Here is a 20,739-nt window from a genome sequence, read left to right as displayed (position 1 = left end):
ATCCGGGCAAACTCTCCGTCGTCAGAGGCTTACCCGGCGTGTTGTCCACAGGCGGTTCTGCCTCGCTGGACGCTGGCCTCTAGACTGGTGCCCTGTCGGCGGAGGGACACAACGTGGGCGAAGACCCGGCGATGACATCTGCGGTGCCGAACGCCGTACCGCAGGAGCCGCCGCGCGCGCCGTCACCGGTGCGCCCGGCGCCCGTATCGCCGCCGCCTGCCACCCAGCCGCCGCGGATCGCGCCGGCCCGGGTCCGTGCCCGGCTCGCCCGCCTCGGCGGCACCCGGCACCCGAACCGGGCGCCGATGCTCGAGCCGCTGTTCCGGGTGGTCCGCGCGACCCACCCGAAGGCCGATCTCGGCATGATCGAGCGCGCCTACCGGACCGCGGAGAAGTACCACACCGGCCAGATGCGCAAGAGCGGCGACGCGTACATCACGCACCCGCTCGCGGTCGCCACCATCCTCGCCGAGCTCGGTATGACCGCGACCACGCTCTGTGCCGCGCTGCTCCACGACACCGTCGAGGACACGCCGTACACGGTGGAGGACCTGACCCGCGACTTCGGCGAAGAGATCGCCATGCTGGTCGACGGCGTCACCAAGCTCGACAAGGTGCGCTACGGCGAGTCCGCGCAGGCCGAGACGATCCGCAAGATGGTCGTCGCGATGTCCAAGGACATCCGGGTGCTGGTCATCAAGCTGTCCGACCGGCTGCACAACATGCGGACGCTCGGCTCGCTGCGGCAGGAGAAGCAGGAGCGGATCGCCCGCGAAACGCTGGAGATCTACGCCCCGCTGGCGCACCGGCTCGGTATGAACACCATCAAGTGGGAGCTCGAGGACCTGGCGTTCTCGACCCTGCACCCGAAGGTGTACGACGAGATCGTCCGGCTGGTCGCCGAGCGCGCACCGTCCCGCGACGAGTACCTGGCGACCGTGATCGACCAGGTGCACGAGGACCTGCGCCTCGCCAAGGTGAAGGCCACGGTCACCGGCCGACCGAAGCACTACTACTCGATCTACCAGAAGATGATCGTCCGCGGCCGCGAGTTCGGCGACATCTACGACCTGGTCGGCATCCGGGTCCTGGTCGAGTCGGTCCGCGACTGTTACGCCGCCCTCGGCATCATGCACGCGCGGTGGAACCCGGTCCCCGGCCGGTTCAAGGACTACATCGCGATGCCGAAGTTCAACATGTACCAGTCGCTGCACACCACGGTGATCGGGCCGCAGGGCAAGCCGGTCGAGCTGCAGATCCGCTCGTTCTCCATGCACCGCCGCGCGGAGTACGGCATCGCCGCGCACTGGAAGTACAAGGAGGACCCGTCGTCGGTCGCACCGGCCGCGCCGACCACCGAGATCGGCGGGCCGAACGACATGCCGTGGGTGCGGCAGCTCGTCGACTGGCAGCGGGAGACCTCCGACCCGTCGGAGTTCCTCGACTCGCTGCGGTTCGAGATCAACAACGCCGAGGTCTACGTCTTCACCCCGCGCGGTGACGTGATGTCGCTGCCGACCGGGTCGTCGCCGGTGGACTTCGCGTACGCCGTACACACCGAGGTCGGTCACCGCTGTATCGGCGCCCGCGTCAACGGGCGCCTGGTGCCGCTGGAGAGCACCCTGGAGAACGGCGACGTCGTCGAGGTCTTCACGTCGAAGGCGCAGGGCGCAGGCCCGTCGCGGGACTGGCTCACGTTCGTCAAGAGCCCGCGGGCGCGGAACAAGATCAAGCACTGGTTCTCCAAGGAGCGCCGCGACGAGGCGATCGAGCACGGCAAGGACGCGATCGCGAAGCAGCTCCGCAAGGAAGGTCTGCCGCTGCAGCGCCTGCTGTCGCACGAGACTCTGACCGCGGTCGCGAACTCGTTGCGGTACCCGGACGTCACCGGGCTGTACGCCGCGGTCGGCGAGCAGCACGTGAGCGCGCAGGCCGTCGTACGGCGACTCATCGAGACGTACGGCGGTGAGGAGGGCGCGGCCGAGGACCTCGCCGAGGGGATGCGGCTGCCGGCCAGCAAGGAGCGGCGGAAGCGGACCGCGCGCGGCGACGCCGGCGTCATCGTCAAGGGCGCGACCGATGTCCTGTCGAAGCTGGCTCGGTGCTGCACACCGGTGCCGGGTGACGAGATCATCGGCTGGATCACCCGCGGCGCGGGCGTCTCGGTGCACCGGGCCGACTGCGCGAACGTGGAGAACCTGAAGACCCAGCCGGAGCGCATCGTCGAGGTCGAGTGGGCGCCGACGGCACAGTCCGTGTTCCTGGTCGCGATCCAGGTCGAGGCGCTGGACCGGGCTCGCCTGCTGTCCGACATCACCCGGGTGCTGTCGGACTACCACGTGAACATCCTGTCCGCGGCCCTCACCACGACCCGCGACCGCATCGCCAAGTCCCGCTTCACCTTCGAAATGGGCGACCCGACGCACCTCGGGCATGTGCTCAAGGCGGTTCGCTCGGTCGAGGGCGTCTTCGACGTCTACCGCGTCACGCAATAGGCACCGTGGGCGACTGGTTCCGCGGCTCGCCCTACGGGCCGGGCCTGAAGCTGTCCAACGGAGCGACCGCGGTCTTCCTGGACGTGCTCGCACTGCCCGCGTGTGAGCTGGCGGAGACGGATTTCGAGCGTGGGTTCGCGTTGCTCTTGTGCAACTCCCGGATCGGGCTGGGGAACGACGGGTTCGATCTGGACGAGCTGCCGTGGTCGGGTGCCGGGTGGGAGGCGGAGCGGGAGTTCCTGTTGCGGGTGGTTCGGCTGGCGGTTTCGCGGTTCCGGTGGGAGTTGCTGAGGTACGAGCCGCCGTACGTCGAGGTGTATCTGGGGGAGTACGAGCGGGTGGTTCGGGAGTTCAGGCCGCCGGCTGAGCCGGTTGAGCTGCCGCGGCTGTGGGATCCGGAGCCCGTGGAGGCTGCGTTTGTCCGTTGCCCTGAGCATGGGTTGTATCTCGGCGATTACACGGACTGCCGGCTCTGTTTGTGAAGGTCGGCACACTGCAAGTATGAGGCGGCGTGCGTTCTTGATCGCGGGTGCGGGCTTGCTGGCTGGGTGTAGTGATTCGTCGGCGCAGAATCAGCCGAGCCCCAGTCCGACTCCTACTCCTTCTCTGACACCAGCTCCGTCTGGGGCGTCCAGCGCGCCGGTGACGCCGTCGCCCGCACCCACGGTTGTGCTGCCGTCCGTGCGCTCGTGGGTGCCCGGGCCAGGGGAGATCCAGCCGCAGGTGAAGCGGCTCGCGGTGGCGGCCGTGGTGAAACTCCTGCAGCCGACCGAAACGCAGGCCGTGATCGAGGTGATCGACGCCCAGTACGGCGGCATCTTGAGCGACTCGGCCAGCGTCCTCGTACCGTGCCGCGTGTACTCGATCCGGCAGAACCGCCTGATCAGCGGCGGTACGACGGTCGACGTACGACTGAGCAAGTCGTCCCAGGGGACGTGGCGAGTGACCGCGACCCATCCGGCCCAACCCGGAGCGCCGGCGGCGAGCCTGTCCGCCGCCGCGCGGCAGGTGCTCGCCAGCGAACAGATCCAGTTGCCGCCCGCCTCCGCCGCGGACATCCGCTCGGGCCAGGTCCACGACACCGTGCTCACGACGATGCTCGAGCTCGCGAAGACCTACCAGATCGGGGTCAGCGTGATCCGCTCCGGTCACCCGACCAACGTGTTCGGCACCAACCGTCCGAGCGACCACCCCCGCGGCCGAGCCTTCGACACCTGGCAGATCAACGGCCACCCGGTCGTATCGCCGTCAACCTCCCGCGCCCTCATCACGGCATACATGCGCGCAACCGAGTCCCTCGGCTCCTACAACGTAGGCGGCCCCTACCAACTCTCCGGCACCGCGTACTTCTCCGACCAAACCCACCACGACCACATCCACGCCGGCTTCCGCACCTAACCGCAACCACCCCCTGGACCACGGTCCAGCACCCACCAGCTCATGGGTCTACCCACCAAATTCGTGGGCAAGCCAGCGCCTGTCCTCGGCCACCTTGCCGCTTGCGGCGGACTGCGGCTGAACCGCTGCCCGGCTAGTCCCACTCCCAGATGATGCCGACTGTGCCGGGGTCGGCGGCGGGTTCGATGACGTGGACTCGGCCGTCGGGGGTGAGCATCAGGTCGCGGTGGAGGAGGTTCGGGCCGGAGGTGTGGCGGCGGCGGATCTCGTGGACGCGGACGGGTAGCGCGGCGCGGTCGAACTGCACCTCCAGCACGTAATGCATCCCGCCCCACTCGCTGAACCGCTGGTACTCCGTCGACGGCAGCCCGGTACGGTCCTCGATCTCGTAGCGCACGACGGCTGTCTCACCAACGGCGAGGACCCGGTCGAGCAGCAGTTCTCCGAGCATCGCGCCGGCCTCCGGGGAGCGAGCGATCCGGCCGGTCCGGCAGCCGCTCAAGGCCCGCAAAGTGAGCTGCTCAGCGTCGCACCCCGGCTCGCCCTGATGCGCGATGATCAGCCGATCCACCGGCTGTACGGCGACCACGCTCTGGATCACGCGCCGGCAGTGCGCGCTCCGATCCGCGCCCAGGCGGACCTCCTCGAGAACGGTCACGTTGCGCAGCCGGCCGTGGGCGTCGCGGCGGAGCCGGTCGAGCAGCCGGGTCAGCGCCTCGGCGTAGTCGACCACGGCGTACGGCTGCGGTGTCGTGTCCGGCACGGTCCGCGCCGGCGGGATCCGTCCGGTGAGCCACCCGGGCGCCAGCTGCAGGAGCTCTTCGAGCGCCGTCACGATCGCCAGCGAATCCTCGCGGGGGACCCGGCGGCCGCTCTGCCAGGTGCTGAGCGTCGCGACCCCGACGTGCAGCCCGCGGTCGGCCAGATGGGTCCGGATCCGGTTCAGGGCCAGTCCGCGGCGGGCGATCGCCTGCCGCAGCGCCTCCGCGAACGACGCGTCCGGAGTCACCGCACGGACTTCGACCGGCTTGATCATGGGCCCCACGCTCCTCAGGGCAGCAGTGTAAACATTCACAGCACCCGCTGACACTGCCTCGTCACGCATCGTTCACGCGCCGTTGCCGTTCACACCCCGGCTCCGAGTTCTTGCCGCGCCGTGGCCGCGTCCCCACGATGGACTCCGCCCACCCGCAGTACCTCTTGAAGGAGGACCCATGCGAAGGCTCCGCCCAAGGCCTCGTCGCAGCTGGTCGTTGCTGCTGGCTACGATCCTCGGTCTGGTGACGCTGGCGCCGCTCGCCCCGCCGGCCGCGGCCGCCCCCAGCAGCTACTACCTGAACGTCACCGGCCAGGCCCAGCAGAAGTCGAACTGGTGCTGGGCCGCGAGCGGCAACAGCATCGCCGCGTTCTACGGCCGCACGTACTCGCAGAACCAGTTCTGCAACCTCGCCTTCGGCTACTCGATGAACGGCACCTGCCCGAACAACCAGGCCACGCTCGGCAACGACCAGAGGGCCTTCCGGGCGATCGGGATCAGCGCCGGCAGCTACGTGTCGTCCACGCTCAGCTTCAGCACGCTCGTCACCGAGATCGCCGCCGGCCGCCCGGTGATGACCCGGATCGGCTGGACCTCGGGCGGCGGTCACATGATGGACATCATCGGGTACGACGCATCCGACTCGACCATCGAGTACTACAACCCGTGGCCGGACGACCCGCGCTACAACTACTCGTCCTACAACTGGTACCGGTCCAACTCGCAGTTCACCTGGACGCATTCCCTGTACCGGATCGGAGCCTGACATGCGCCGCCCGAAGAACGTCCTGCTTCGCTGCGCCGCCGTACTCGCCGCTGGTTTCGGTTTCACCTTCGCCGCCGCCGGTCTGGCCGATGCGGCGGGTCCGCAGCCGGTCGCGCCGGCCGAGTTGTCCAAGGCAACCGACGCCGCGCGGTCGTCCGAGGCGCTGAGCTTGCTGGGCAAGGCCCGAGGTACGGCGAAGGCAGCGGCGAGCGTCGCGCGGGACACGCGGCCGATCTACGCGCTCAACCCCGCGTTCGTACGGGACGCCTCAGCACCGGTCGCGACCTTCTGGTACGCCGCGACCACCGCGGCGCAAGGTGGCCGGACCCTGACCGTCTTCACCACGCCCGACGCGAACGGCGCCTGGCATGCCGTCAACGTGGCCTCCGGCAACACCGAGGCGCGGATGGTGTCCGCGGCCGCAGGGGCGCTCGTGTTCACCGAGCCTCAGGTCGGCGCGTGGTACGCCCTCTCCGGTACGCAGGTGCGACCGCTCAACCAGTCGGCCGTGAAGTCGATCGGGGCTCGGCCGATCACCGTCACCGCCTACCAGGAACTCGTCTCCGACCGGTACTCCGACAAACTCCCCGGCACGCAGTACAACGATGTCGGCATGGCCGGCGGATACGACCCCACCAGCTCGTCCACGGCCACTGCTGCGGTTGCGTCCGGCAACAGCCACCTCCTGCTCATCACCGCTTCCGGCGGCGTGCTCCTGCTCGCGCTCCTGGTGCTCGCTCGCCGGTACTCCCTCATGGCCCGCTACAACGACTGACCCTCCGGCCGTCGGTCGTCGGCGCCGGGGATGATCCCGCCGTACCGGACTGGTTGCCACCCGGGCGCCATGTCCCCGCCGGGGCGTGCGGGGTCCGTTCCGCCTGGTTCGCCGCACTAATCCGCTGGTGCGGCGAACCGGGTGGTTGGGAGCATGGGCGAATGCCCTTCCCGGATGAGCTAAGTCCCGCGATCGCCGTCGTCGACTACAACCCGGACTGGCCGTCCGACTTCAACCACCTCGCAGCCCGGCTGCAGGCCGCGATCGGCGACCGCGCCGTCGCCATCGACCACATCGGCTCCACCTCCGTCCCCGGTCTCGCCGCCAAGAACTGCATCGACGCGCAGATCCGCGTCACCGCACTCACCCCGGACCTGGTCGACCTCCTGGAGTCCGCCGGCTTCCGCTGCCGCCCCGAACCGTGGAACCACACCGAGACGTCGTACGGCGTTCCCTGCGAGAAACTCGTCTTCGCCCCACCCGCCGGAGAACGCGCCGTCAACGTCCACGTCCGCGTCGCCACCGGCCCGAACACCCGCTACGCCCTCCTGTTCCGCGACTACCTCCGCGCCAACCCAGAGTCCCGCCACTCCTGGGGCGCCTTCAAACAACGCCTGGCCCAATCCGTCCCCGACCTATCCGACTACGGCCAAATCAAAGCCCCCGCCACCACCATCCTCATGACCACCGCCGAACACTGGGCCACTCAAACCGCCTGGACCGTCCACTGATCACCACCGCCGCGGCAGGCCATCGTCGCTCCGGCTGCGGCTGTTCGACGAGCTGGGTGGTTGGGAGCACGCGCCGATCAGGAAATGAGGTTCTTCTCCGTCACGAACGAATGCTCGCCGGTCTCGTCCTTCCAGTAGACGAGGGTCGGCGAGGTTGTGCCGTTCGTCGGCTCCGACGTCTCGAGCGCCTTCCGAGTCGTCCGGGCGGACTCGATGAGCGAATGGAACTCGCTCATGATCTCCCGCTCGCTCTCCATCGTCGCCCTGTACGCGGTGTTACGCCTCGCGAGCTCCTTCTCGAGCGTGGCGCCCTCGCCGCCTGGGAGGTTACGCGCCGCCCAGTTCATGTCCTGGAGCTTCGCCTCGAGCTGACCGATCTCATCCTTGAGCGCTCGTGAGCGGTCCTGCAACTGCTGCCAGAACACGATCCCGTCGTCGATGACTGCCTTCAGGTATTCCGTCGACGACGCGACCGATTTCGGATTCTCCTGCATGTCGACGCAGACCCGGAGATAGGAGATTCGGAGCTCCACGAACGACGCGAGCATCGCGCTGTGGGCGTCGTAGTTCGCCTGCTGAACCTCCTTGAGATCATCGACGTTCGTCGCGCTACGCGCTTCGACGAGTTGCCGGAACCTGGCGGCGAGTGCTCTCACGTCGCGTTCCGCGAGCGCGAGGCGCACAAGCATGTCGTTCGAGAAGGACCCTTCGAGACCGTACTGCCGGTAGACGTCGTCGACGGTCCTGGAGGCAGCGAGCAGTTCGCCCGCGTGTGTCGCTTCGGTCCTGGCGATCGCCTTGTCCAAGGCGCTCTTGATGGTGTCGAGCTTCCGATCGACCTGCTTGAACTGCTGCATCATCACTGCTGTGTTGAGCGCCAGGACCGCGAGGATCGGCGCCACGACCGGAAGCGAGCTCGCCACGGCGATGAATGGCGCCTGTGCCACGATCCCGCCGGCTCCCATCACGGCGCTGCCGACACCGTTGCCGAGGGTCATGAGCGTGGCGGGATTCGCGGTGGCCATGAAGAGCGTCGACGAGAACGCTGCCGAGAGCGCGGTCGCCCCGGTCGCAGCGCCTGCGACAGCCAGCGACAGCGCACCTTGCGGAGAGACAGCCCTCGCGTCCGGGACGTAGGTCCCGGTGGCAAGGTAGCCCTCGCGGAGGCTGGAGATCATCAGCTCTCGCAGCTTGCCCTGGAACTCGAAGACGGCGAGCTCCGTTCCCTCACTGCCCAAGCGTCGAACCGTGACCTCTTGAGGCACCTCTTCTTCTGGCGTATCCACGACTCCCCCTTCATACCTCGCCGTACGGCGGCACACCCCACCCCTTGGGCCGATGCGACTCTATCTCAGTCCGCAGTGCCCCGGCCGGTGCCCGATTCGCCGCTCATACGCGTCGATATCGTCGCGGCTCACCACCGCCGTGGCAGGCGTGGTTCCTGGCAGAGGAAGCTGCCTATCGCGAGTTCCAAGGCTGGGTATGAGCCCCACAGGTCGGTGCGGCGGACCGAGATGATGTGCCAGCCCAGAGCGTCGAGTTCTGTGCGGCGGGTTTCGTCTTTTAGCTGTTGTTTGGTTGAGGAATGCCATTGGTCGCTGTCGTACTCCAACCCGAGGCGGCGGCCGTCGACTGGAAGGTTTGGGTAGCCCAGGTCCAGGCGGTAGGTGCGGCCGTTGCCTTCGACGGGGACCTGGAGTTCTGGGCGGGGGAAGCGGGCGTCGAACAGGCGCAGGCGGAGCCACGATTCACCTGGTGATTCCGCACGTCCGTCGGCGATCCGCAGGAGCTGCGCGGCTTGCGAGGTGCTGTCCGCCGGGAAGTAGGCGGCTGATGCGGTTACGAGGTCGCTCATCGGCATGCCCGCGTGGAGCAGCCCGTCCACGGCCGACAAGGCGAAGGGTCGTGGAAGCTGTTTGACCAGCTCGATCGCCGTGGCAGCCGGGGTGGTGACCATCAGCCCTTGGATCTCCACGGCAGGGCGTTCGGCGAAGGTCCATTCGGGACGAAAGGGTTCCGGGGCGAGCGCGGTGGAGTCGATGCCGTGCAGCCAGGCGGCGGCCCGGCCGCACACCGTCGCCCCGGACGGTACGACGAGATGGAGCGCGTCGGCCCTCAGCGCGATGGTTTCCGGCACCCGCACGTCGACGTACACGCCGCTGATCAACTGCCGGATCTCACCCCGGGCCAGTAACCAAGGAAGTTTGCGCCCTACCTGATGCGCGCGAAACGGGATGCCGCAGAAGTACAGCGGCAGGTCAGCAGGAAACATCCGCACAGCATCGCCGAATTCGCCGACCGCTGCGGAAAGTTGTCCACAGGCCTTCGGTCAGCTGAAGTCGGTGAGGGCGTTTTGGGCTTGGGTCAGCCATTCTCGGCGAGCGGCTATGGCTTCGCGGGCTTCGGTGGCTTTGCGGGTGTTGCCTTGGGCCTCGAACTTGCCGGCTTGTTTCTCGAGGTCGGCGATCAGGGACTGGAGCTGTTTGACGGTGGCCTCGGCGCGGGCGCGGGCCTCGGGGTTGCTGCGGTTCCAGACCTCGTCCTCGGCGGCCTTCACGGCCTGCTCTACGGCCCGCAGGCGGCCGTCGACGGCGCGCATCGAGTCCCGCGGGACCTTGCCGATCTGGTCCCAGCGGTCCAGGTACTCGCGGAGCTGCTCGCGGGCGGTGCGCGCGTCCTCGACCGGGAGGATGGTCTCGATCTCGGCCAGCAGTGCTTCCTTGGCCTGGAGGTTCTGCACCTGCTCGGCGTTCTCCTCGGCCTGTACGGCGTCCCGCGCGCCGAAGAACAGGTCCTGCGCGGCGCGGAACCGCGCCCAGAGCTTGTCGTCCACCTCGCGCGGCGCCGGTCCGGCGGCCTTCCACTGCCGCATCAGGTCGCGGAAGCGCCCGGAGGTCGGGCCCCACTCGTTCGACGAGGCGAGCGTCTCGGCCTCGGCGGCGAGCCGCTCCTTCACCAGGGCGGCCTCTTCACGCTTCGAGGACAGCTCCGCGAAGTGCTGCTTGCGATGCCGCGTGTACGTCGTCCGCGCGGAGGAGAACCGGTGCCAGAGCTCGTCGTCGCTGGACTTGTCGAGCCGGGGGAGTGCCTTCCACTCGTCGAGCAGTTCGCGCAGCCGGGTCACGCCGTGCCGCCAGTCGGTGCCGGCCGCGATGGTCTCGGCCTCGGTGGCGATCTTGGTCTTGGCGGAGCGCGCCTCCTCGACCTTGGCGGCCCGCTCGGCCTTGCGCCGTTCGCGCTGCTGCGCGACCAGGGGGGTGAGGGCCTCGAGGCGGGTCAGCAGGCCGTCCAGGTCGCCGACGGCCTGGGCGTCCTCGATCGAGCCGGTGACCTTCTTGACCGCGGCGCGGGCGTCGTCGGGCGAGACCGTACCGGCCTGGACCCGCTGCTCCAGCAGCTCGACCTCGAAGGCCAGCGCGTCGTACCGGCGGGTGTAGAAGGCGAGCGCCTCCTCGGGGTTCGCGTCCGGCCACTGGCCGACCGCCCGTTCACCGTCCTTCGTCCGTACGAAGACGGTTCCGTCCTCGGCTACCCGGCCCCAGTTCTCTCCGGCCACAACTCGCCCCTTCCGGCGGTATGCACTGCGCTCGTGCCCATTCTGGTCAGTCCCCGGTCCAACCGCGCGGACAGGGCCCGCCTGGGCGCGTCGAGCTGCCTTCTCGACGCTTATCCCTGAACAATCACAAACTCCCAGCTCAGGCGCAACGGTGTTGCGTCACAATCCGGTGCGAAGTACGGCGATCCGCCCGGGTAACCTTGATGAGTCCGGAAACCGTTTCAGGAAGGTGCGCTGTGCTCATCGCCGGGTTCCCCGCGGGTTCGTGGGGTACGAACTGCTACGTCGTCGCCACCGGCCAGGGCGCGGAGTGCATCGTCGTCGACCCCGGTCAGGACGCGACCGGCGGGGTCGAGCAGGTCGTCCGGGAGAACAAGCTGAAACCCGTCGCGGTGCTGCTCACGCACGGTCACATCGACCACATGTTCTCGGTGCTCCCGGTCTGCGGGACGTACGACGCGACCGCCTGGATCCACCCCGACGACCGGCACCTGCTCGCCGACCCGATGGCCGGGATCAGCCCGGAGACGGCGCGGATGCTGCTCGGCGGCGATCACACCTTCGCCGAGCCGGATGACGTTGCCGAGCTGAAGGACGGGCTGAGCCTCGAATTGGCGGGTCTCAACTTCACCGTCGACCACACCCCGGGCCACACCCGCGGGTCGGTCACGTTCACCACGCCGTACGACGGACCAGAAGACGTACCAGCGGTGCTGTTCTCCGGGGACGTGTTGTTCGCCGGGTCGATCGGCCGGACGGATCTGCCGGGCGGCGACCATCCGGCGATGCTGCATACGTTGGCCACCAAGATCCTGCCGATGCGCGACGAGATCGTCGTCCTGCCGGGTCATGGTGGCCAGACCACGATCGGCCGGGAGAAGGCGACCAACCCCTACTTGCAGGACCTGGAGATACCGAACTTATGAGCAAGGTGACCCCTCTGAGCGGGTTCCCCGAATTTCTACCGTCGGACCGGATCGTCGAGCTGCAGTTCCTCGACACGATCCGGGAGACGTTCGAGCTGCACGGTTTCGCGTCCATCGAGACCCGTGCGGTCGAGCCGGTCGAGCGGCTGTCCAATCAGGGCGAGGACGCCGACAAGGAGATCTACGGCGTACGGCGGCTCGCGGCCGGCGCCGACGAGGACGCGGCCCTCGGACTGCACTTCGACCTGACCGTGCCGTTCGCCCGCTACGTACTGGAGCACAGCGGCAAGCTGGTGTTCCCGTTCCGGCGCTACCAGATCCAGAAGGTGTGGCGCGGTGAACGCCCGCAGGAGGGCCGGTACCGCGAGTTCACGCAGGCGGACATCGACATCATCGACAGCGGAGAGCTGCCGTTCCACTACGAGGTCGAGCTGCCGCTGGTGATCGCGGACGCGTTCCGCAAGCTGCCGATCCCGCCGTTCCGGATCCAGGTGAACACCCGGCAGATCCCGGAGGGTTTCTACCGCGGCCTCGGCATCGAGGACATCACCGGAGCGCTCCGGATCGTCGACAAGCTGGACAAGATCGGCCCGGACAAGGTGACCGACCTGCTGACCACGGCGGGCCTGTCCGCTGAGACAGCCAAGCAGGTACTGCGCCTCGCGGAGATCTCAAGCACGGATGCGTCTTTCGCGGATCAGGTGCGGGCGCTCGGCGTCCAGCACGAGGTCCTCGACGAAGGGCTCGAGCGGCTCTCGCAGATCATGACGGCGGCGAACGAGCACGCGCCGGGGCTGCTGGTCGCGGATCTGAAGATCGCGCGCGGACTCGACTACTACACCGGGACCGTTTACGAGACCCAGCTGATCGGTGACGAGGGCTACGGGTCGATCTGCTCCGGTGGGCGGTACGACTCGCTGGCGTCCGACGGCAAGACGACGTACCCGGGTGTCGGGATCTCGATCGGGGTCTCGCGGCTGGTGCACCGGTTGATCAGCAAGGGGTTGCTGAAGGCGAGTAGAAGTACGCCGACTGCAGTGCTGATCGCACTGAACTCCGAGGAGGACAGGGCGGAGGCCATGCGGACCGCGATCCAGCTCCGGGGCCGGGGGATTCCGGTCGAGGTGGCGCCGGCGGCCGCGAAGTTCGGGAAGCAGATCAAGTTCGCCGATCGGCGCGGGATTCCGTTCGTCTGGTTCAGCACCGAGAACGGTCCCGAGGTGAAGGACATTCGGAGCGGCGAGCAGGTGCCGGCGGACGCCGCCACCTGGGCCCCGCCCGCCAACGACGTACGTCCAAGTATTGAGGAGATCTCGTGATCCGTACCCATTCCGCAGGCTCGTTGCGTGCCGAGCACGCCGGGCAGACGGTGATTCTGGCGGGCTGGGTGGCGCGGCGACGCGATCACGGCGGCGTGGCGTTCATCGACCTGCGCGACTCGACCGGCACCGTCCAGGTCGTGATCCGCGACGAGGAGGCCGCGCACGGCCTGCGTTCGGAGTACTGCCTGAAGATCGTCGGCGAGGTCTCGCCGCGCCCGGAGGGCAACGCGAACCCGAACCTGCCGACCGGCGAGATCGAGGTGATCGCGACCGAGGTCGAGGTCCTGAACGAGGCGGCCCCGCTGCCGTTCCCGGTCGAGGAGCACCACGCGACGCCGGTGAACGAGGAGATCCGGCTCAAGTACCGGTACCTCGACCTGCGCCGCCAGGGCCCGGGGTCGGCGCTGCGGCTGCGCAGCGAGGTGAACAAGGCCGCCCGTGAGGTGCTGTCGAAGCACGACTTCGTCGAGCTCGAGACGCCGACGCTGACCCGGTCCACGCCGGAGGGCGCCCGTGACTTCCTGGTGCCGGCCCGCCTGCAGCCGGGCAGGTGGTACGCGCTCCCGCAGTCGCCGCAGCTGTTCAAGCAGCTGCTGATGGTGGCCGGCATGGAGCGGTACTACCAGATCGCCCGCTGCTACCGCGACGAGGACTTCCGCGCCGACCGGCAGCCGGAGTTCACCCAGCTGGACATCGAGATGAGCTTCGTCGACCAGGACGATGTCATCGCGCTGTCCGAGGAGATCCTCACCGCGCTCTGGAAGCTCGTCGGGTACGACGTGCAGACGCCGATCCCGCGGATGACGTACGGCGAGGCGATGGCGCGGTTCGGCTCCGACAAGCCGGATCTGCGGATGGGTCTCGAGCTCGTCGAGTGCACGGAGTACTTCAAGAACACGCCGTTCCGGGTGTTCCAGGCGCCGTACGTCGGTGCCGTCGTGATGCCGGGTGGTGCGGACCAGCCGCGCAAGCAGCTGGACGCGTGGCAGGAGTGGGCCAAGCAGCGTGGTGCACGCGGACTGGCCTACGTGCTGGTCGGTCAGGACGGCGAGCTCGCCGGGCCGGTCGCGAAGAACCTGTCCGAGGAGGAGCGCGCCGGGATCGCCGACCACGTCGGTGCGAAGCCGGGTGACTGCATCTTCTTCGCCGCGGGTCCGGTCAAGACGTCGCGGGCGCTGCTCGGCGCGGCCCGGCTGGAGATCGGCCGTCGCGGCGGCCTGATCGACGAGTCGGCGTGGTCGTTCGTATGGGTCGTCGACGCACCGCTGTTCGAGCCGGCCGACGACGCGACCGCCGCGGGCGATGTCGCGGTCGGTTCCGGCGCGTGGACCGCCGTACACCACGCCTTCACGTCGCCGAAGCCGGACTCGCTGGAGACGTTCGACACCGATCCGGGGTCGGCGCTGGCGTACGCGTACGACATCGTCTGCAACGGCAACGAGATCGGCGGCGGCTCGATCCGTATCCACCGCGAGGACGTGCAGAAGCGCGTGTTCAAGGTGATGGGGCTGACCGACGAGGAAGCCTCGGAGAAGTTCGGGTTCCTGCTCGACGCGTTCAAGTTCGGCGCGCCGCCGCACGGCGGGATCGCGTTCGGCTGGGACCGGATCACGGCGCTGCTGGCCGGCACCGAGTCGATCCGCGACGTGATCGCGTTCCCGAAGTCCGGCGGCGGGTTCGACCCGCTGACCGCGGCGCCGGCGCCGATCACGCCCGAGCAGCGCAAGGAAGCGGGGGTGGACGCGAAACCCGAGAAGGGTTGAGCAATCCCGGGTTTGGGAGGAAACTGGCGGAGTCGTGAAGATGCTTAGTTAGGTTTTCACGACGACCGCCCCCTCCTACCGCCCCGGGAGTGTTCATGCGTCGTCTCCTCCTTGCCCTTCTCGCCGGTCTCGGCCTCACCGCGGCCGCGGTGGTCCCGGCGTACGCGACCGTCTTCCAGACCTACGGCAGCGGCGTCAACATCCGCGCCGACGCCTCGCTGTCCTCCGCCGTCGTCGGCACGCTCGGCGGTCCCACCTCGATCGACGTGGACTGCCAGAAGAACGGCGACCTGGTCAGCAACTCGGACGGGACCAGTTCGTGGTGGGCCCATGTGCCCGCACTCGGCGGCTACGTGACCGTCGTGTACGTCGCTGTTCCCGAGGACAAGCTTCCCGGTGTCCCCGAATGCGACTCCGAGCCGCCTGCCGGCGACATCACGCTGGCCGACGTCCAGGCGATGTTCGGCAGCCGGATCGCCAACCCGTCGCTCGTCGAGACCGGTCTGCCGTCGCTGAACCAGGCGATGCGGGACGCCCAGGTCAACACGCCGTACCGGAAGGCGGCGTTCCTCGCGACGCTGGTGCACGAGTCGCGGCTGGAGTACAACATCCGCGAGATCGGCGACACCCGCCCGTACGGCGGACGCGGGTACATCCAGCTCACCGGTGACTTCAACTACGGCCCGGCCGGGCAGTACTTCGGTATCGACCTGCTCGGCAACCCGGACCTGGCGTTGTCGCTGCAGTGGAGCGCGCCGATCGCCCGCTGGTACTGGACCGTTGCCCGCGACATCAATCCGTACGCCGACAACCTCGACATGGGCCGTGTCAACGCGGCGATCGGCTACCCGGCCGGCGCTGAGGACCAGCGCCGGTGCGACTCGTTCAAGGCCGCGCTGAACTACTTGACCGGCTCGGTCCCGTCCGGCGTGATCTGTACGCGTCCGTCGCCGCTGCAGGGCGACACGACCAAGCTGACCCGCAGCCAGTTCGAGGCCCTCAGCGGGTTCTGACTCAGGCGAACCGCAGCAGAGCCGTCCCGAGGGCGCGGACAACCTCCTCTTCGCGGAGGTTCCGCGCTCGCGGGGCGTGCTCCGTGATCGCGGCCCCGACCACGTCGTCGAGGCCGGCGATCAGCTCGAGCACACGCGCGACGGGCGGTCCCGCCGGATAGGAGTACCCCACCGAGGCGAACTCGGTCGGGTCCAGAACGTCCAGGTCCAGGTGCACGTACAACGGCCCCTTCAAGCCTTCGAAGGCCGCCTCCAGTCCCTCCACACCAAGGCCCTTGTTTCGCAGGTACTCCTGCTCGCAGTCGTCCACCACCCGCACACCGGCGAAGACCACCTGCTGTGGTGTCAGCACGGTCCTGGGCGTCAACGCGGGCGGCCCGTCGCCGAGCAGTGTGCGTACCACCATCCCGTGGAACGCCCCGGAGAAGGGATCGCCGGGGCCGTAGACGTCTGGGTTGGCGTCGATCCACAGCAGCGTCAGGTCTGCGCCGTACTTCGCGGCTGCCGCCGAGATCGGTACGAGGTCGACCGCACAGTCCCCACCGGCGGTCAGAACGAAATCGTCGATCGTGGTCAGCGCTTCCTCGGTGGCCCGCTGAACAGCGACCAAGGCGTCGGCGGCACGCACCCCGCCGGCCATCGGCCCGTCCGACTCCGGCACCTCGACCGTCACCACCCGATCAGCCGGCACCAGACCAGCCGTCCGCCGGGCCCCATCACCGAGAAACCGCGCAGAATCAGCAGCAGACCCTTGCCATTGCGGCACACACAACACAGTCGACATGAACGAAACCTCCACGCTGGATGAGCTGAGCGGGTGGAGATCCCACCCGCGAACGATCGACCACGAAATCGATCAAGCCCATCCGGCCCGGCGCTGCCGCAGCAACCGCCTGAGCTCGGTCAGCAGGAATCGGCGCGACATACGATCAAACCTACCCCTTGAGCGCGGTCAGCCGGTTGCCCGGGGAAGGGACACCTTCAGGGTGCTGCGGACAGGAAATATCAGGTGCTAGCCCACCAGAACCTGTCCCACGGCCCGCAGCTCACCCCACACAGGACAGCCGGATAACGCCTGCCCGGGTTGGCGGCTCGACCTGCTATCCAGTGGGTTGTGCGCGGAGCCACATCTTGTCGGGGGTGAGGTAACCGGTGCGGTGTAGCCCGGCCTCGGTCAGTTGGGTGGACAGGGCGTGCTCGGAGAGGTTCTTGGTGATGATGTGTTGCGACCAGGTGCGGCCGTTGATCGTGTGGGTCAGGGTCGCTGCCTGGGCGCCGTCGGGGAGGTCTTCCACGTCGCTGATGACCATCTTGCTGTGCTCCCGCTCCATCACGGCGGGCGCGTGACGCGTCCCGGGGACTTCCTGCTGGAGGAGGACCGATCCGCCGGGGCGGACGTGCTCGGCGCAGGTCCGGAGCAGGCGGAGGCGTTCCGCGTCGTCCGCGACGTTGATCAGGAACGACATCATCAGTACGACGTCGAACGTCCGCCCCAGCCGGAGGTCGCCGATCGTCGCGCGGATCGTCTCCGTCCCGGTGACACGCGCGATCATCTCCGCGGACTCGTCGACCGCGACCACGTCGTGCCCGAGCGCGAGCAGCGGCCGGGTGATCCGCCCGGTACCGCAGCCGAGTTCGAGGATGCTGCTGTGCGGCTCGATCGCGGCGTGGATCAGTTCGTCTTCGCCGCGCGCCTGCGTGACCTCGTACAGTTCGACCGCGCTGCCGTCCGGCGTGTGCGGTCCTGGCCCGGTACCACCCTGTCCGACTCTCATACGCCGTACGCTCCGCCCGAGAGTGATCCGCCGCCACTCTTTCGGCACCCACCGAAAGTACCTAGGCTCGGGGACGTGAGCGTCGTACCGGTCGAGTTGTTGCCGCATCTGCGGCGGGCGCGGGATGTTGCCGATCGCAACTATGCCGAGCCGCTCGACCTGGCCGCGCTGGCGGCCGCGGCGGGGGTGTCGAAGTACCACTTCCTGCGGTGTTTCGCGGCGGCGTACGGCGAGACGCCGATGCAGTACGTCACGCGCCGGCGGATCGAGCGCGCGACGGATCTGCTGCGGGCGACCAACCTGACCGTCACCGAGGTCTGCGCGATGGTCGGGTACAGCAGCCTCGGGTCGTTCTCGCAGCGGTTCACGGAGCTGGTCGGGATGCCGCCGACGCAGTACCAGCGGACGCAGGCCGGCGCGCGGATCCCGGGGTGTTTCGTGTTCATGCTGGGACTGAACTCAGCAATTCCGGAGAAGCCGGCGGGGGAGTCCGGGGCCTAACGTCGTACCGAACACAACGATGAGGAGCTGCCGTGATCACCAACATCAGCCTGATCAGTGTCTTTGTCGACGACATCGACGAGGCGAAGGCGTTCTACACCGAGAAACTCGGGTTCGTGCTGAAGAACGACGTGAGCCTGCCCGACTTCCGCTGGTGCACCGTGTACCAGGCCGACCACCCGGAGCTGGAGCTGCAGCTCGCGCTGCCGGGCCCGCCGCTGGACGAGGAAGCGACCGCCGCGATCAAGCGGATGATGGCGAAGGGCACCATGCACGGCTTCGGCATCGCCACCGACGACTGCCGCAAGACCTTCACCGAACTGACCGCCAAGGGCGTCGAGTACATCCAGGAACCGTCGGATCGCCCGTACGGCGTGGAAGCGGTACTGCGCGACAACTCGGGCAACTGGCTCGTCCTCGTGGAGCAGCGCCCGTACACCGCCGAGGACTTCAACTGAGCGCGTCAGCCAAACTCGTGGCGTAGCGGATCAGCTCCTCGTCGGACGGACCGAGCGGAGGACTCTCGACGACCGCGACGATGCTGCCCCGCGTGACACCGCACTGCCTGGTGAGGAACCTGCCCAGGATCGACGATCCGCAGTAGCCGCCGCCGATCTCGTCCACGTCGTAGTCGCCGATCGTGTCCTTCACCCGGTCGGTCGAGCCGAAGGCCATCACGCTGAGCACCGCGCGGTCGTCGCCCTCGCCGGCGCTGTACCGCCCGGACACCTGCCAGTCGAAGGTCAGCGAGTCGAGTGGCGAGACGTCCGGCTTGCTGTTCCCGGCCAACTGCAGTTCGCCGACGGTAGCGGGCCACTCGGTGGGCGCCGGAACCTTCGGCACCTTGTGCGCGAACGGTCCGCTGCCGATCCGGCCGAGCGCGACCACGGTCACCAGCACGGCGACGATCACCGCCGCGATCAGGATGACCACCACGCCGATCCTGCGGCGGCCGGTCTGGGGCAGCGGGACATTCCCTGGGGAGGACATCGCACAACTGTCTTGCAACGCAGGGTCACCGACTGTGGGATGGTGAGCGGGTGGACATCTCCGTGGACCCGGTCGGCCTGACTCCGCCGTACGAGCAGGTCCGCTCGCAGATCGAGGCGCTGATCCGCGCGGGCGAGCTGGCGCGCGGCACCAGGCTGCCGACCGTACGCCAGCTGTCGCTGGACCTCGGGCTCGCCGTGAACACCGTTGCCCGCGCCTACAAGGAGCTCGAAGCCGACCGCCTGGTCGAGACCCGCGGCCGCAACGGCACCTTCGTCCTGGCCTCCCGCAGCCAGATCAACGACGCGGCCACCCACACCGCCGCCGTCAACCTCGCCCGAACCGCCCGCGAAGCCGGCCTGTCCCTGGCAGAAGCCACGCAGATCCTCAACCAGGCCTGGTAGCCACGACGTCTCCGCCTTGCTGCGAGACGACGTGGAGACCGGCGCGCTCCAGCTCGGCTCGCAGCGCCTCGGGACGCAGATGGCGGCGGTGGGGGAGGTACCAGGTGTTGTCGAGTTGTACGGCGTCGTCCGCCGGCTCGGTGGTTCTCTCGTAGCAGATGCCACTGGTGGCGTCGTACCGGAAGTCGCCGTCGTAGACGCGGTCCGCGTCGTACATGGCGGTCGAGAGGATGTAGTGGCCGTTCGGTTTCAGGCGGTCGCGGACGGCGGTGAGGGCGGAGGCGCGGTCGGGGTCCGTAACGATCGACTGGAGGCAGTAGCTGTCCAGGATCACGTCGTACTGCTTGCTCCCGGCGGGCATCGCACACACGTCCTGTACGCCGAAGTTGACGCTCACGCCCCGCTCCCGCGCGAACGCCCGGGCCAGCGCAATCGCCTCCGGGATCAGGTCGATCGCATCGACGCGGAACCCACGCGCCGCGAGGAAGCAGGCGGCCGGCCCGGTGCCACAGCCGTACTCCAGCACGTCACCCGACGGCGGTAGCCGGTCGAGAACGCTTTCGAGGAAGGCTCGGTTGGGGAAGTCGTCGAAGGTCCAGCTCTCGCCGAAGAGGTCGTTCCATTGCGTCAGCCCTTCGCGCTCGAGCTGCCGGTAGGCCGTCTGATGCTCCGCGTAGTAGTACCGCACCCGCTTACTATGTCTCGCCGCCGCACGCCCGCTCCACCCATTTCGTCCGGCGGGGAGCTCTCATGGAGGACGGCAGATGGACGAGGAGACGGCTGTGGAAGCGGCCATGCGCCTGAAGTCGGACGCAGAGGACGCGAAGTCCGACCCCGCGGTGCAGGAGGAGTGGATCCGGCAGTCGAACCTGATCTACGGCGGGCTGGGCGCCGCCGGGCTGGTGGTCGTCCAGCCGTTCCTGACCACGTCCCCGCTGGATCTGACCGCGACGATCTGCGTGGTCGCGTTCGCCGTCTCGATCCCGTTGCTGGCGGCGCTCCTGGTGCTGAACCGGCAGGAGGCCTTCCGCCGCCAGGTCTCCAAGTCACGCCTCGTCAGCGTGGCCAAGGCGATCGCCGAAGGCTCCGCGTTCGTCGGCATGACCGCTGCGTTCTGGCACATCTCGCCGATCGCCGGCATCACCTTCCTGGTCGTCGGGTTCTTCGCCGTCGGCGTCCACTCCGCCGGCTACACGAAACTCGAGTACGACGGCTCCTTCCGCTCCCGCTTCCGCCGGTCCACCCGCCGGCCTCCCGCGGAGTGACCGGAAACGATTCCAAGAAAGTC

The 20,739-nt window shown here is 68.4% G+C and carries 22 protein-coding genes; 14 read left to right on the top strand and 8 right to left on the bottom strand.

The window, feature by feature from the left end:
- The first annotated feature begins 131 nt into the window (after positions 1 to 131).
- From E0H92_RS39955 to E0H92_RS44835, 3 genes are all read left to right on the top strand, one after another.
- Complete coding sequence (locus E0H92_RS39955; RefSeq protein WP_238152828.1) at positions 132 to 2,495, top strand: RelA/SpoT family protein; 2,364 nt, start codon at positions 132 to 134, stop codon at positions 2,493 to 2,495.
- A 5-nt stretch (positions 2,496 to 2,500) separates the two neighbouring features.
- Positions 2,501 to 2,977, top strand: a complete 477-nt coding sequence (locus E0H92_RS39950; RefSeq protein ID WP_131499962.1) for a hypothetical protein — start codon at positions 2,501 to 2,503, stop codon at positions 2,975 to 2,977.
- A 199-nt stretch (positions 2,978 to 3,176) separates the two neighbouring features.
- The gene (locus E0H92_RS44835; RefSeq protein ID WP_238152829.1) at positions 3,177 to 3,893 is read left to right on the top strand and encodes a hypothetical protein; all 717 of its coding nucleotides are present in this window, start codon (positions 3,177 to 3,179) and stop codon (positions 3,891 to 3,893) included.
- A gap of 133 nt (positions 3,894 to 4,026) precedes the next feature.
- Here E0H92_RS44835 and E0H92_RS39940 read toward each other — a convergent pair whose 3' ends face one another.
- Positions 4,027 to 4,929, bottom strand: coding sequence for a hypothetical protein (locus tag E0H92_RS39940; protein ID WP_131499961.1), 903 nt, complete (start codon positions 4,927 to 4,929; stop codon positions 4,027 to 4,029).
- Positions 4,930 to 5,107: 178 nt separating this feature from the next.
- On the opposite strand from E0H92_RS39940, the gene E0H92_RS39935 reads away from it, so the two are divergent.
- The 3 genes from E0H92_RS39935 to E0H92_RS39925 all read left to right on the top strand — a co-directional run bounded on the left by E0H92_RS39935 (position 5,108) and on the right by E0H92_RS39925 (position 7,201).
- The gene (locus tag E0H92_RS39935; protein ID WP_131499960.1) at positions 5,108 to 5,695 is read left to right on the top strand and encodes a papain-like cysteine protease family protein; all 588 of its coding nucleotides are present in this window, start codon (positions 5,108 to 5,110) and stop codon (positions 5,693 to 5,695) included.
- A gap of 1 nt (position 5,696) precedes the next feature.
- Entirely contained in the window at positions 5,697 to 6,470 is a 774-nt protein-coding gene (locus E0H92_RS39930; RefSeq protein WP_131499959.1) for a hypothetical protein, read from the top strand.
- A gap of 161 nt (positions 6,471 to 6,631) precedes the next feature.
- The gene (locus tag E0H92_RS39925) at positions 6,632 to 7,201 is read left to right on the top strand and encodes a GrpB family protein (protein WP_131499958.1); all 570 of its coding nucleotides are present in this window, start codon (positions 6,632 to 6,634) and stop codon (positions 7,199 to 7,201) included.
- Positions 7,202 to 7,278: 77 nt separating this feature from the next.
- Here E0H92_RS39925 and E0H92_RS39920 read toward each other — a convergent pair whose 3' ends face one another.
- The 3 genes from E0H92_RS39920 to E0H92_RS39910 form a co-directional block, all read right to left on the bottom strand.
- Positions 7,279 to 8,466 carry a hypothetical protein gene (locus E0H92_RS39920; RefSeq protein ID WP_131499957.1) on the bottom strand — a complete coding sequence of 396 codons (1,188 nt, stop codon included), beginning with the start codon at positions 8,464 to 8,466 and terminating at the stop codon, positions 7,279 to 7,281.
- A gap of 149 nt (positions 8,467 to 8,615) precedes the next feature.
- Complete coding sequence (locus E0H92_RS39915) at positions 8,616 to 9,473, bottom strand: hypothetical protein (protein ID WP_131499956.1); 858 nt, start codon at positions 9,471 to 9,473, stop codon at positions 8,616 to 8,618.
- A 57-nt stretch (positions 9,474 to 9,530) separates the two neighbouring features.
- Positions 9,531 to 10,757, bottom strand: a complete 1,227-nt coding sequence (locus tag E0H92_RS39910) for a DUF349 domain-containing protein (RefSeq protein ID WP_131463217.1) — start codon at positions 10,755 to 10,757, stop codon at positions 9,531 to 9,533.
- Positions 10,758 to 10,993: 236 nt separating this feature from the next.
- Between E0H92_RS39910 and E0H92_RS39905 the strand changes: the two genes are divergently transcribed.
- The 4 genes from E0H92_RS39905 (at position 10,994) to E0H92_RS39890 (ending at position 15,781) form a co-directional block, all read left to right on the top strand.
- Entirely contained in the window at positions 10,994 to 11,683 is a 690-nt protein-coding gene (locus E0H92_RS39905; protein WP_131293834.1) for an MBL fold metallo-hydrolase, read from the top strand.
- On the top strand, positions 11,680 to 13,002 hold the full coding sequence (gene hisS, locus E0H92_RS39900) for a histidine--tRNA ligase (protein WP_131499955.1): 1,323 nt from the start codon (positions 11,680 to 11,682) through the stop codon (positions 13,000 to 13,002). Before E0H92_RS39905 ends, hisS begins: the two co-directional genes overlap by 4 nt.
- On the top strand, positions 12,999 to 14,768 hold the full coding sequence (gene aspS / locus E0H92_RS39895; RefSeq protein WP_131499954.1) for an aspartate--tRNA ligase: 1,770 nt from the start codon (positions 12,999 to 13,001) through the stop codon (positions 14,766 to 14,768). Before hisS ends, aspS begins: the two co-directional genes overlap by 4 nt.
- Before the next feature lie 95 nt (positions 14,769 to 14,863).
- Complete coding sequence (locus E0H92_RS39890; protein ID WP_131499953.1) at positions 14,864 to 15,781, top strand: glycoside hydrolase family 19 protein; 918 nt, start codon at positions 14,864 to 14,866, stop codon at positions 15,779 to 15,781.
- Position 15,782: 1 nt separating this feature from the next.
- Here the strand turns inward: E0H92_RS39890 and E0H92_RS39885 are convergent, their stop codons facing one another.
- Positions 15,783 to 16,565 carry an arginase family protein gene (locus E0H92_RS39885; RefSeq protein ID WP_131463221.1) on the bottom strand — a complete coding sequence of 261 codons (783 nt, stop codon included), beginning with the start codon at positions 16,563 to 16,565 and terminating at the stop codon, positions 15,783 to 15,785.
- A 316-nt stretch (positions 16,566 to 16,881) separates the two neighbouring features.
- On the bottom strand, positions 16,882 to 17,556 hold the full coding sequence (locus E0H92_RS39880) for a class I SAM-dependent methyltransferase (RefSeq protein WP_165550244.1): 675 nt from the start codon (positions 17,554 to 17,556) through the stop codon (positions 16,882 to 16,884).
- Between the two features lie 75 nt (positions 17,557 to 17,631).
- Between E0H92_RS39880 and E0H92_RS39875 the strand changes: the two genes are divergently transcribed.
- Together E0H92_RS39875 and E0H92_RS39870 are read left to right on the top strand one after the other, a co-directional pair.
- Entirely contained in the window at positions 17,632 to 18,057 is a 426-nt protein-coding gene (locus E0H92_RS39875; RefSeq protein WP_131463223.1) for a helix-turn-helix transcriptional regulator, read from the top strand.
- Between the two features lie 32 nt (positions 18,058 to 18,089).
- Positions 18,090 to 18,515 carry a VOC family protein gene (locus E0H92_RS39870; protein ID WP_131463224.1) on the top strand — a complete coding sequence of 142 codons (426 nt, stop codon included), beginning with the start codon at positions 18,090 to 18,092 and terminating at the stop codon, positions 18,513 to 18,515.
- On the opposite strand, the gene E0H92_RS39865 is transcribed toward E0H92_RS39870, so the two are convergent.
- Positions 18,508 to 19,047 carry a hypothetical protein gene (locus E0H92_RS39865; RefSeq protein WP_131463225.1) on the bottom strand — a complete coding sequence of 180 codons (540 nt, stop codon included), beginning with the start codon at positions 19,045 to 19,047 and terminating at the stop codon, positions 18,508 to 18,510. The genes E0H92_RS39870 and E0H92_RS39865 overlap by 8 nt on opposite strands.
- Before the next feature lie 50 nt (positions 19,048 to 19,097).
- On the opposite strand from E0H92_RS39865, the gene E0H92_RS39860 reads away from it, so the two are divergent.
- A complete protein-coding gene (locus E0H92_RS39860) occupies positions 19,098 to 19,451 on the top strand; it encodes a GntR family transcriptional regulator (protein ID WP_131463226.1) in 354 nt (117 codons plus the stop codon).
- Here E0H92_RS39860 and E0H92_RS39855 read toward each other — a convergent pair.
- Positions 19,435 to 20,139, bottom strand: a complete 705-nt coding sequence (locus E0H92_RS39855) for a class I SAM-dependent methyltransferase (protein ID WP_131499952.1) — start codon at positions 20,137 to 20,139, stop codon at positions 19,435 to 19,437. The two genes, E0H92_RS39860 and E0H92_RS39855, sit on opposite strands and share 17 nt — an antisense overlap.
- Before the next feature lie 76 nt (positions 20,140 to 20,215).
- Here E0H92_RS39855 and E0H92_RS39850 point away from each other — a divergent pair, with 76 nt between their 5' ends.
- Positions 20,216 to 20,716, top strand: a complete 501-nt coding sequence (locus tag E0H92_RS39850; protein WP_131463228.1) for a hypothetical protein — start codon at positions 20,216 to 20,218, stop codon at positions 20,714 to 20,716.
- Positions 20,717 to 20,739 lie beyond the last annotated feature (23 nt).

Source organism: Kribbella speibonae, assembly GCF_004331375.1.
Lineage (GTDB): Bacteria > Actinomycetota > Actinomycetes > Propionibacteriales > Kribbellaceae > Kribbella > Kribbella sindirgiensis.
Note: the sequence above shows the minus strand (reverse complement) of the source record. Positions and strands in the feature narration are given on the sequence as shown.

Excerpts from the sequence above, each read along its gene's own strand:
- E0H92_RS39930 (WP_131499959.1), top strand. The coding sequence starts at position 5,697 with ATGCGCCGCCCGAAGAACGTCCTGCTTCGCTGCGCCGCCGTACTCGCC.
- E0H92_RS39850 (WP_131463228.1), top strand. The coding sequence starts at position 20,216 with ATGGACGAGGAGACGGCTGTGGAAGCGGCCATGCGCCTGAAGTCGGAC.
- hisS (WP_131499955.1), top strand. The coding sequence starts at position 11,680 with ATGAGCAAGGTGACCCCTCTGAGCGGGTTCCCCGAATTTCTACCGTCG.
- E0H92_RS39865 (WP_131463225.1), bottom strand. The coding sequence starts at position 19,047 with ATGTCCTCCCCAGGGAATGTCCCGCTGCCCCAGACCGGCCGCCGCAGG.
- E0H92_RS39955 (WP_238152828.1), top strand. The coding sequence starts at position 132 with ATGACATCTGCGGTGCCGAACGCCGTACCGCAGGAGCCGCCGCGCGCG.
- E0H92_RS39880 (WP_165550244.1), bottom strand. The coding sequence starts at position 17,556 with ATGAGAGTCGGACAGGGTGGTACCGGGCCAGGACCGCACACGCCGGAC.
- E0H92_RS39890 (WP_131499953.1), top strand. The coding sequence starts at position 14,864 with ATGCGTCGTCTCCTCCTTGCCCTTCTCGCCGGTCTCGGCCTCACCGCG.
- E0H92_RS39935 (WP_131499960.1), top strand. The coding sequence starts at position 5,108 with ATGCGAAGGCTCCGCCCAAGGCCTCGTCGCAGCTGGTCGTTGCTGCTG.
- E0H92_RS39940 (WP_131499961.1), bottom strand. The coding sequence starts at position 4,929 with ATGATCAAGCCGGTCGAAGTCCGTGCGGTGACTCCGGACGCGTCGTTC.
- E0H92_RS39925 (WP_131499958.1), top strand. The coding sequence starts at position 6,632 with ATGCCCTTCCCGGATGAGCTAAGTCCCGCGATCGCCGTCGTCGACTAC.
- E0H92_RS39915 (WP_131499956.1), bottom strand. The coding sequence starts at position 9,473 with ATGTTTCCTGCTGACCTGCCGCTGTACTTCTGCGGCATCCCGTTTCGC.
- E0H92_RS39885 (WP_131463221.1), bottom strand. The coding sequence starts at position 16,565 with ATGTCGACTGTGTTGTGTGTGCCGCAATGGCAAGGGTCTGCTGCTGAT.